Annotated in this window: 7 protein-coding genes; 2 read left to right on the top strand and 5 right to left on the bottom strand. The window is 61.7% G+C overall.

Annotation, left to right across the window (positions count from 1 at the left end; genetic code table 11):
• Positions 1-345 precede the first annotated feature (345 nt).
• Both ACCC96_RS27355 and ACCC96_RS27350 read left to right on the top strand, forming a co-directional pair.
• Entirely contained in the window at positions 346-1,971 is a 1,626-nt protein-coding gene (locus ACCC96_RS27355) for a methyl-accepting chemotaxis protein (RefSeq protein WP_413697442.1), read from the top strand.
• Positions 1,972-2,011: 40 nt separating this feature from the next.
• On the top strand, positions 2,012-3,199 hold the full coding sequence (locus tag ACCC96_RS27350; protein ID WP_413697441.1) for a pyridoxal phosphate-dependent aminotransferase: 1,188 nt from the start codon (positions 2,012-2,014) through the stop codon (positions 3,197-3,199).
• Between the two features lie 135 nt (positions 3,200-3,334).
• Here the strand turns inward: ACCC96_RS27350 and ACCC96_RS27345 are convergent, their stop codons facing one another.
• The 5 genes from ACCC96_RS27345 to ACCC96_RS27325 form a co-directional block, all read right to left on the bottom strand.
• Complete coding sequence (locus ACCC96_RS27345) at positions 3,335-4,312, bottom strand: 2-hydroxyacid dehydrogenase (protein ID WP_086944338.1); 978 nt, start codon at positions 4,310-4,312, stop codon at positions 3,335-3,337.
• A gap of 12 nt (positions 4,313-4,324) precedes the next feature.
• Complete coding sequence (locus ACCC96_RS27340; RefSeq protein WP_413697440.1) at positions 4,325-5,623, bottom strand: MFS transporter; 1,299 nt, start codon at positions 5,621-5,623, stop codon at positions 4,325-4,327.
• A 118-nt stretch (positions 5,624-5,741) separates the two neighbouring features.
• Positions 5,742-6,728 carry a sugar kinase gene (locus ACCC96_RS27335; protein ID WP_413697439.1) on the bottom strand — a complete coding sequence of 329 codons (987 nt, stop codon included), beginning with the start codon at positions 6,726-6,728 and terminating at the stop codon, positions 5,742-5,744.
• Positions 6,721-7,503, bottom strand: a complete 783-nt coding sequence (locus ACCC96_RS27330) for a sugar phosphate isomerase/epimerase family protein (protein WP_413697438.1) — start codon at positions 7,501-7,503, stop codon at positions 6,721-6,723. Before ACCC96_RS27330 ends, ACCC96_RS27335 begins: the two co-directional genes overlap by 8 nt.
• A gap of 84 nt (positions 7,504-7,587) precedes the next feature.
• Positions 7,588-8,613, bottom strand: coding sequence for a LacI family DNA-binding transcriptional regulator (locus tag ACCC96_RS27325; protein WP_413697437.1), 1,026 nt, complete (start codon positions 8,611-8,613; stop codon positions 7,588-7,590).
• Positions 8,614-8,696: the final 83 nt, after the last annotated feature.

Genomic DNA, 8,696 nt, shown 5'->3' with positions numbered 1-8,696 from the left:
AATCTTGTGGGGGGGGCGGCGGCCCGCGCCGGGGGCGGGGGCCCTAATATTTTTTTTTTTGGCGCCCCCCCCCCCCCCCCCCGCCCCCCCCCCCCCCCCCCCCCACAAAGGCTACTGCGCAAAGCCGACCTCCGCGCAACATCTGTTTCACCGCTGAAACACTCTGCCGCCCTTGAAAAATATTTCTCCAACCCCCTGCAAAAATCCTAAACCCCGGCCGATACAGCCAATAGGCGTACACAAACCTATTACAACAGTGGCGCCAAACTGAAAGGTGCGCGCCATCGCCCGCCCGCCAGTGATTACCGCAAGGATGCTCGCCGCCTCAATTACCGAGATCATCCTATGTCACTGCGTAATCTGAATATCGCGCCTCGAGCTTTCCTCGGTTTCGCCTTCATTGCCCTGCTGGTCATTGTGCTGGGTGTGTTTGCCGTGAACCGCATGTCGGTCATCCGTCAGGCTTCTATTGATATGGAAACCACGCAGTTACCCAGCATTGGGTTTCTGGGTAACGTGACGGAAAACGTCCTGCGGCTGCGGATTCTCTCGTTCCGCGTGCTGGTCAACCGTGACCCGGCGGCGTTGCAGGAAGCCCAGACCCGCGTCGGCGCGCTCGTCGACAAGGTGCGTAGCGCCCAAGCCAGTTATGCCGCTTTGCCGGCCGGCCCTGAAGAAGCCGCGCTGTACAAAACCTTCTCGGCAACCCTCGACAACTACATGCAAGCCCAGAGCCAGATGCTGGAGCTGTCGCGGCAGGACAAGCTCGATGAGATGCGCACCCTGATCAACACGCGGATCAAGGAAGGCACCGATCAGATGGGCGAGCAACTGAACAAACTGGTAGCGATCAACGCCGCCGATGCCAAAGCCGCGTCGGCGAAAGCGGGCGAGCACTACAGCGAAGCCATTACCGGCATTGTCGTGGTCGCGGTGATGGCCGCCCTGATGACGGTGCTGCTGGCCTGGTTGCTGACCCGCAGCATCCTCACGCCGCTGAACCGTGCAGTGCTCGCGGCCGAAACCATTGCCAGCGGCAACCTGAGCAAGGTCATCGAAGTCGACGGCAACGACGAACCGGCGCGTTTACTCGGCGCCTTGGCCACCATGCAGACGAACCTGCGCAAGACCATCGAACAGATCGCCGGCTCCGCGACGCAACTGGGCGCCGCCGCCGAAGAACTCAGCACCGTGACGCAAGAAGCGTCCCGTGGCCTGCAACAGCAGAACAACGAAATCGAGCAGGCCGCCACTGCCGTCAACGAAATGACCGCCGCCGTGGAAGAAGTGGCACGCAACGCGGTGTCGACCTCCGAAGCCTCGAACCAGTCGACCGCCGCTGCCCGTGAGGGTCGTGACCGGGTGGTGGAAACCGTCGACGCGATTCAGACCATGACCCACGACGTGCAAAACACTGCACTGATGATCGAGGGGCTGGCCGCTCAGGGCCGCGACATCGGCAAAGTGCTGGACGTGATCCGCGCCATTGCCGAGCAGACCAACCTGCTGGCCCTCAACGCCGCCATCGAAGCGGCCCGTGCCGGGGAGGCTGGGCGTGGCTTTGCGGTGGTGGCGGACGAGGTCCGGGCGTTGGCCCATCGCACTGCGCAATCGACCCAGGAAATCGAGAAAATGGTGGCCGGCATTCAGAACGGTACCGGTGAAGCGGTTTCCTCGATGCAGCAAAGCAATCAGCGCACCCAAAGCACCCTGGAAATGGCCCGTGCGGCAGGTGTCGCCCTGGAACAGATCACTTCATCGATTCAGCTGATCAATGAACGCAACCTGGTGATCGCCAGCGCCTCGGAAGAACAGGCCCAGGTGTCCCGTGAAGTCGACCGCAACCTGGTCAACATCCGCGACCTGGCCACCCAATCGGCCGCCGGTGCCAACCAGACCAGCGCCGCCACCCATGAACTGTCACGACTGGCGGTAGATTTGAACGCAATGGTGGCGCGTTTCGTGATTTGAGATAGGGTTGAAACTGGAACTCGCGCGTTAGGAGAAGTACATGCGCTATTCAGCCTTGACCCAACGAATCGACGGTGATGGAGCGGCAGCCTGGAAGATTCACGATCGAGCGCTGGAATTGCGCGAGCAGGGCGTCGACGTGCTGCTGCTGTCGGTCGGCGACCCGGATTTCGATACACCGCTGCCGATCGTCCACGCGGCGATCGACAGCCTGCTGGCCGGCGACACCCATTATTCGGATGTACGCGGCAGCCGCACACTGCGTAGCAGCATCGCCAGCCGTCATCAGCAGCGCAGCGGCCAGGAGGTGGACGCCGACCATGTGATCGTGCTGCCCGGCGCTCAATGCGCGGTGTATTCGGTTGCGCAGTGCCTGCTTGATCCGGGTGACGAAGTGATCGTCGCCGAGCCGATGTACGTCACCTACGAAGGCGTGTTCGGCGCCTGCGGGGCGAGCGTGGTGCCGGTGGCGGTGCGTCCGGAGAATGGCTTTCGGGTCGAGCCGGCAGACGTCGCGGCGCTGATCACCGCTAAAACCCGGGTCATTCTGCTCAACAGTCCGAACAATCCCTCCGGCGCCAGCCTGCCCTTGAAAAGCTGGCAGGAACTGGCGGCGCTGTGTGTGCAGCATGACCTCTGGCTGATCAGCGATGAGGTCTATAGCGACCTGTTGTATGAAGGCGAGCACATCAGCCCGGCCAGTCTGCCGGGCATGGCCGAGCGCACCGCGACCCTTAACAGCTTGTCCAAATCCCATGCCATGACTGGCTGGCGGGTAGGCTGGATGATCGGCCCGAAACCACTGGCCGATCATGTGATGCATCTGTCGTTGTGCATGCTGTTCGGCATTCCGGATTTCGTCCAGAAAGCCGCGCAAGCGGCACTCGATGAGGACTTGCCGGAAGTGGCGCAGATGCGCGAGGAATATCGCCAGCGTCGCGATCTGGTGTGTGCGAGGCTGAGCGGTTGCCCCGGTATCCGGCCGATCAAACCCGATGGCGGGATGTTCGTGATGCTCGATGTGCGCCAGACCGGGCTCGGTGCCCAGGATTTTGCCGAGCGGCTGCTTGAAGGTTATGGCGTGTCGGTGCTGGCCGGTGAAGCCTTCGGGCCGAGTGCGGCGGGGCACATACGCATCGGGCTGGTGGTGGACCAGGTGAAGCTGGCGGAAGCGTGTCGGCGAATTGCCTTGTGTGCAGTGGATTTGCTGCAGGAGCGGCGGGCCTGAAAGGTTTGTGATGATCGTTCCCACGCTCTGCGTGGGAACGCCGCCATGGACGCTCTGCGTCCGCTTCGGCTGTGACGCGGAACGTCACGGGATGCATTCCCACGCGGAGCGTGGGAACGATCAACAGCTAACCCCTTAACCCTTCCACGCTCCGGTATTCACCAGATTCACCGGCCGCTCACCCGCCAACGCCGCCAACAAATTTTCGACCGCACAAGTCGCCATAGCCTCCCGCGTCTCATGGGTCGCCGAGCCGATATGCGGCGTCGCCACCACGTTGTTCAACTGCAACAGCGGCGAGTCATGGCGCAGCGGTTCGCGCTCGAACACATCCAGCCCGGCGGCGCGAATCCGGTTCTGCTGCAACGCCTCGATCAACGCCGCTTCGTCCACCACCTTGCCCCGTGAAATATTGATGAAGATGCTTTGCGGACGCATCAAGGCGAACTCCCTGGCGCCGATCAGCTTTTCGGTTTCGGCGGTCAGCGGCAAGGTCAGGCAAATGAAATCGGCCTGTTGCAACAACTCGGTCAGACTGCGGTATTGCGCATTGAAGCGCTGCTCCACCGCCGGTTTCGGCGAATGGCTGTGATACACAACCGGCATGCCAAAACCGAAATGCCCACGCTGCGCCAACGCCTCGCCAATCCGCCCCATGCCGATGATGCCCAGCGTCTTGCCATGCACATCGCTGCCGAAATGCGCCGGGCCAATGTTGCGGTTCCACTGGCCGGCGCGAACCATGTTCGCCAGTTCCACCACACGCCGCGCGGTGGCCAGGATCAGCGCGAAACCGGTGTCGGCGGTGGTCTCGGTCAACACATCGGGCGTATTGCTGAGCAGGATCCGCCGTTCGGTCAGGTAGTCGATGTCGTAGTTGTCGACGCCGACGGACACACTGGCAATCGCTTCCAGGTTCGGTGCCAGGTCCAGCAACCCGGCATCGAGTTTCAGACTGGCGCCAAGCAACCCTTGGGCGCGGGGCAGGGCCTGGCGCAGCTTGGCCAGGCCTTCGGCGTCGAGGCTGTCGATCAGCGTCACCTCGGTCTGCTCATGCAAGCGAGCCATCAGCAGCGGCGAGAGTTTCTTGTACAGCACAACCTGCTTTTTCATATCAACATCCATTCAGGAATGAGCCGCCGCAGGCCGGGGCGCGGCGGCTTTGGCCACGACCCGGTCACTGGCGCCGGGCTTGAGGAAAATCGTCAGCACCACCGACACCAGCAACGCGCCGCTCATCAGCAGATAAGACGCACCGGGCGATCCGGTGGAGCTGTTCAGGTAACCGACCAGATACGAGCCGCCAAACGAACCGAGCGCGCCCATGCTGTTGATCAACGCCATGGCACCACCGGCCACGTTGGCCGGGAGGATTTCCGGAACGATGGCGAAGAACGGCCCGTACGGGGCGTACATGCAGGCACCGGCAATCACCAGCAAGGTGTAGGACCACCAGAAATGCTCCGCGCCCAGCGCGTAGGAGCCGTAGAACGCAATCGAGGCGATCAGCAGCGGAGGCCAGACGAAGCGTTTGCGCTTTTGCAGTTTGTCCGAGCCCCAGGACACCAACAGCATGCCGATCACCGCCGCCAGGTAGGGCAACGCCGACAGCCAGCCGGCTTCGATCATGTCCATTTGTGCGCCGGCCTTGAGGATCGATGGCAGCCACAGCACGAAACCGTAGACGCCGATGCTCCAGCAGAAAAACTGCAAGGCGAGGATGATGACTTTTGGCGAGCGGAAAGCTTCGGCGTAGTTTTTCACCGCTTTAATACCGACCTGTTCGGCGGCCAAGGCACTTTCCAGATCCTGCTTTTCCTGGTCGTTGAGCCACTTGGCCTGTGCCGGACGGTCATCGGCCAGACGCCACCAGATAAACGCCCACAACACCGCCGGCAAACCCTCGATGATGAACATCCAGCGCCAGCTGAAATGCTGGATCAGATAGCCCGAGACCACCGACATCCAGAGCATGGTCACCGGGTTGCCGAGGATCAGGAAGGTGTTGGCGCGCGAGCGTTCGGCACGGGTGAACCAGTGGCACAGGTACACCAGCATCGCCGGCATCACCGCAGCTTCAACCACTCCGAGCATGAAACGAATGACGATCAGCCAGTAGGCGTTGGAGACGATCCCGGTCAATGTCGCCAGGGCGCCCCAGAGAATCAGGCTGACGAAAATCAGCTTTTTCACGCTGTGCTTCTGGGCGTAGATCGCGCCCGGAATCTGGAAGAAAAAATAGCCGAGGAAGAACAGTGCGCCGAGCAGGGAAGACAACCCCGGGGTGATCATCAGGTCCTTGGCCATCCCGGAGGCGGCGGCGAACCCGTAATTGGCGCGGTCCAGATACGCCAGGCTGTAGGTGATGAAAACGATGGGCATGATGTACCACCAGCGGCGGGTGGCCAGTGTTGCGGTTTTCATAGTGATGCTCCTGAGCTTGTTGTTTTTGTCGCAGCAGGTAACGGTTGTGGCATCTCGTTCCCACGCTCTGCGTGGGAATGCCTCTAGGGACGCTCTGCGTCCCCTGTGACGCGGAGCGTCACGGGCTGCATTCCCACGCAGGAGCGTGGGAACGATCAGTGTCAGCGGCCTCAAATTCGGCATCCATTTCGGCTCGGGTGGGCAACCCCTCCATATCCCCACGGCTCTGCACCGCGCGGCTGCCGATCCAGTTGGCACGCTGCACGGCTTGGGCAACGCTGTGGTTCTCCAGCAGGGCGCTGATCAGGCCGACGGCAAACCCGTCACCGGCACCGACCGTATCGACCACGGTTGCCACGGGTACGCCTGCAACGAAACCTTCATCCTGATGCGTGCGGTAATACGCGCCGTGCGGGCCAAGTTTGATCGCCACGGCTTCGGCGCCCTGGTCGAGGTAAAACGCCGCGATGTCGGCGGGGTCTTCGAAACGGGTCAGCAACCGTCCTTCGCTCAAACCCGGCAGTACCCAATGGGCGAGGGCGGCGAGGCGGTTGATCTCGCTGATCATCTGTTGTTCGCTGGCCCACAGGCTCGGCCGCAGGTTGGGGTCGAACGACACGCTGCGCCCGGCATCGCGCATGCGCGTCATCAGTTCGAAGGACATTTCCCGGGCCGATGCCGACAGTGCCGGGGGAATGCCGGTGGCGTGCAAGTGCCGGGCCTTGAACAGTTGTGGCGCAATCGACTGCACCGACAAATGACTGGCCGCCGAGCCACGCCGGAAATACTCGACCAGCGGATCGCTGCCGTCATCGGTGCGGGACTTGAGCTGAAATCCGGTGGGGTGCGCCGGGTCGATGTCGACGTGACTGCAATCCAGGCCTTCTTTCTCCAGCGTATCGATGACGAACCGGCCGAGAGAATCGGCGCCCACCCGGCTCAGCCAGGCGACGTTAAAGCCCAATCGCGACAGGCCAATGGCGACGTTGCTGTCGGCCCCGGCAATGCGCTTGTGGAAGTGGCCGACGTCGGCCAGTTCACCGTTCTGTTCGGCGACGAACATCGCCATGGTTTCGCCGAACGACAGAATCTCGATCTCAGACATGCGCGGGCTCCAGGCGGGATTGGCCGAGGCGGGCGAGGGTAGCGACGTGGTCGGTGGTCAACCGTACCAGGTCATCGCCTTGCAGCGGATATTCCACCGCGCGCATCACGTTATGGGGCATGTGCCGCAACAATTGTTGCCACAGATGCAAGTCACTGGCCGCCGGTGGCACCGCCACCAGTTTGCCGTCAGCCCGGCGCGCCACTGCTTTGCAGTGCACGTAGCCGACATACCGACCGAGCAACCGCGCGGCACTGGCGGCGGACTGGTCCTGCCATTGCCAGTTGCCGATATCGAAGGTCATTTTGATTGGCAGCTGACGCTGCTCGACATCAGCGAAGAAACGCTGGAACGGTTCGATGCGACCGCCGTGCAAGGTCTGGTCGTTTTCCACCAAAAGCTGCACCGGGCTCTGCTGCAACACATGCGCCAGTGTTTGCAGGTCGTTGTTATCGGTGAAATAGCCCAGGGAGACTTTCAGCCATTTAGCGCCGAATGCCTCGGCGCGTTGCAGAGTCGAGAGCAGTTCCGGGTTGGGCGCCGATTGCCCGGCCAGCCACAACTCCAGCGGCGAGGAATACACGCTTTCCAGGCCCCGGGATTGCGTGGCATCGGCCAATTGCGCCGGGTCTTCGAGGGTTAGCAGTTCCTCGCGCCATTCGATATGCGTGGCGCCGGCAGCGGCCAGTACTTCGACAAAACTGCCTTGGCCGCGTTGGCGCACAAGCTCGGCGCCATAGCTGGACAGGCTGATGGAAACGGGTGGTTTGTTCATTGTTATCACCTCTGAAACCGGTTTCATTTTTGTTCAAAAAAAATGTTCAAAGAAATATCAGTGGCCAATGTGCCGTTCTTTCAGTCACCGAAAATGCCCAAGAGTCGACCCACGCACGATCAACCGCGCCGGAAAATCCAGGGTCCGCACTGGCCCGTCATCCCCACGCAAACGCTTGAGCAAGCACTCAAACGCACTCGCGCCAATGTCCTCGGTCGGCTGGGCGAGGGCGGTAATCCCGCTGCCCACCAACGGATACCAATCCAGATCATCCAGGGCGATCAGCCCGACGTCCTCGAACAGGTTGCACTGCAACTCACGTAACGCATGGGTGCTGGCCAGCGCGGCGATGCCGTTGGCGCAAAACAGCGCTTTCGGTCCGGGGCCGGGAGTGTTCAGGAAGGTTTTCAGCTGCGAGGTCAGTTCGCTGCCAGTCTCAACTACCATGCCCGTTAAAGCAGGACGTTGCTGTATCTGCGCCTTGAAACTGCTGACCCGCTCGATCCGCGAACTGGTGCCGTCAAACGGCTCCGTCACCATCAGCACATCGCGATAACCGCGTTCTTCAAGATGGGCCACGGCGATCTCGACGGCAGCGGGATTGTCCAGCCCCACCAGATCGCTATCGAACTGCTCGACCTTGCGATCCACCAGCACCATGGGCATTTCTCGCTGCAATTCGCGCAACTCATCCACGTGGTGGCCGAGGGTGTTCACGATCAAGCCTTCGATGTTGTACGAGCGCAGCAACGCCAGGTGCTGACGTTCCTGCTCGTCATCGCGATCGGTGTTGCACACCACCAGGCTGTAGCCATGCCGACGGCAGGCGGTTTCCACGCCATGCATCACGGCAATCGAATAGGGGTTACGGATATCGGCCACCAACATGCCGATCAGACGCGTGCGCCCACGTTTCAGGCCGCGGGCCATCTGGTTCGGGCGGTAACCGAGTTCGGCAATCGCCTGCTCGATGCGCAGGGCCGTGGCATCGGAGAGCAGGGCGCGGTCGTCGCCGATGAAGCGCGAGACGCTGGCTTTGGAGACGCCAGCGTGTTCGGCGACGTCGAGCATGGTGACGCGGCTGCGTTGGGCGGCGGAGAAGTCGTTCACGGATAGACAGCCTTCTTATTGGAATTATTCAGGGGCGAGCGCAAGGCCTGAAACCGGTTTCAGATAATCGCATAACCCATCGG

Source organism: Pseudomonas sp. Pseusp11 (assembly GCF_047304405.1).
GTDB lineage: Bacteria > Pseudomonadota > Gammaproteobacteria > Pseudomonadales > Pseudomonadaceae > Aquipseudomonas.
This window is presented reverse-complemented; position numbering and strand designations above follow the sequence as displayed.

Coding starts and splice junctions, on each gene's coding strand:
- ACCC96_RS27330 (WP_413697438.1), bottom strand. CDS start 7,503: ATGAACAAACCACCCGTTTCCATCAGCCTGTCCAGCTATGGCGCCGAG.
- ACCC96_RS27345 (WP_086944338.1), bottom strand. CDS start 4,312: ATGAAAAAGCAGGTTGTGCTGTACAAGAAACTCTCGCCGCTGCTGATG.
- ACCC96_RS27350 (WP_413697441.1), top strand. CDS start 2,012: ATGCGCTATTCAGCCTTGACCCAACGAATCGACGGTGATGGAGCGGCA.
- ACCC96_RS27335 (WP_413697439.1), bottom strand. CDS start 6,728: ATGTCTGAGATCGAGATTCTGTCGTTCGGCGAAACCATGGCGATGTTC.
- ACCC96_RS27340 (WP_413697440.1), bottom strand. CDS start 5,623: ATGAAAACCGCAACACTGGCCACCCGCCGCTGGTGGTACATCATGCCC.
- ACCC96_RS27355 (WP_413697442.1), top strand. CDS start 346: ATGTCACTGCGTAATCTGAATATCGCGCCTCGAGCTTTCCTCGGTTTC.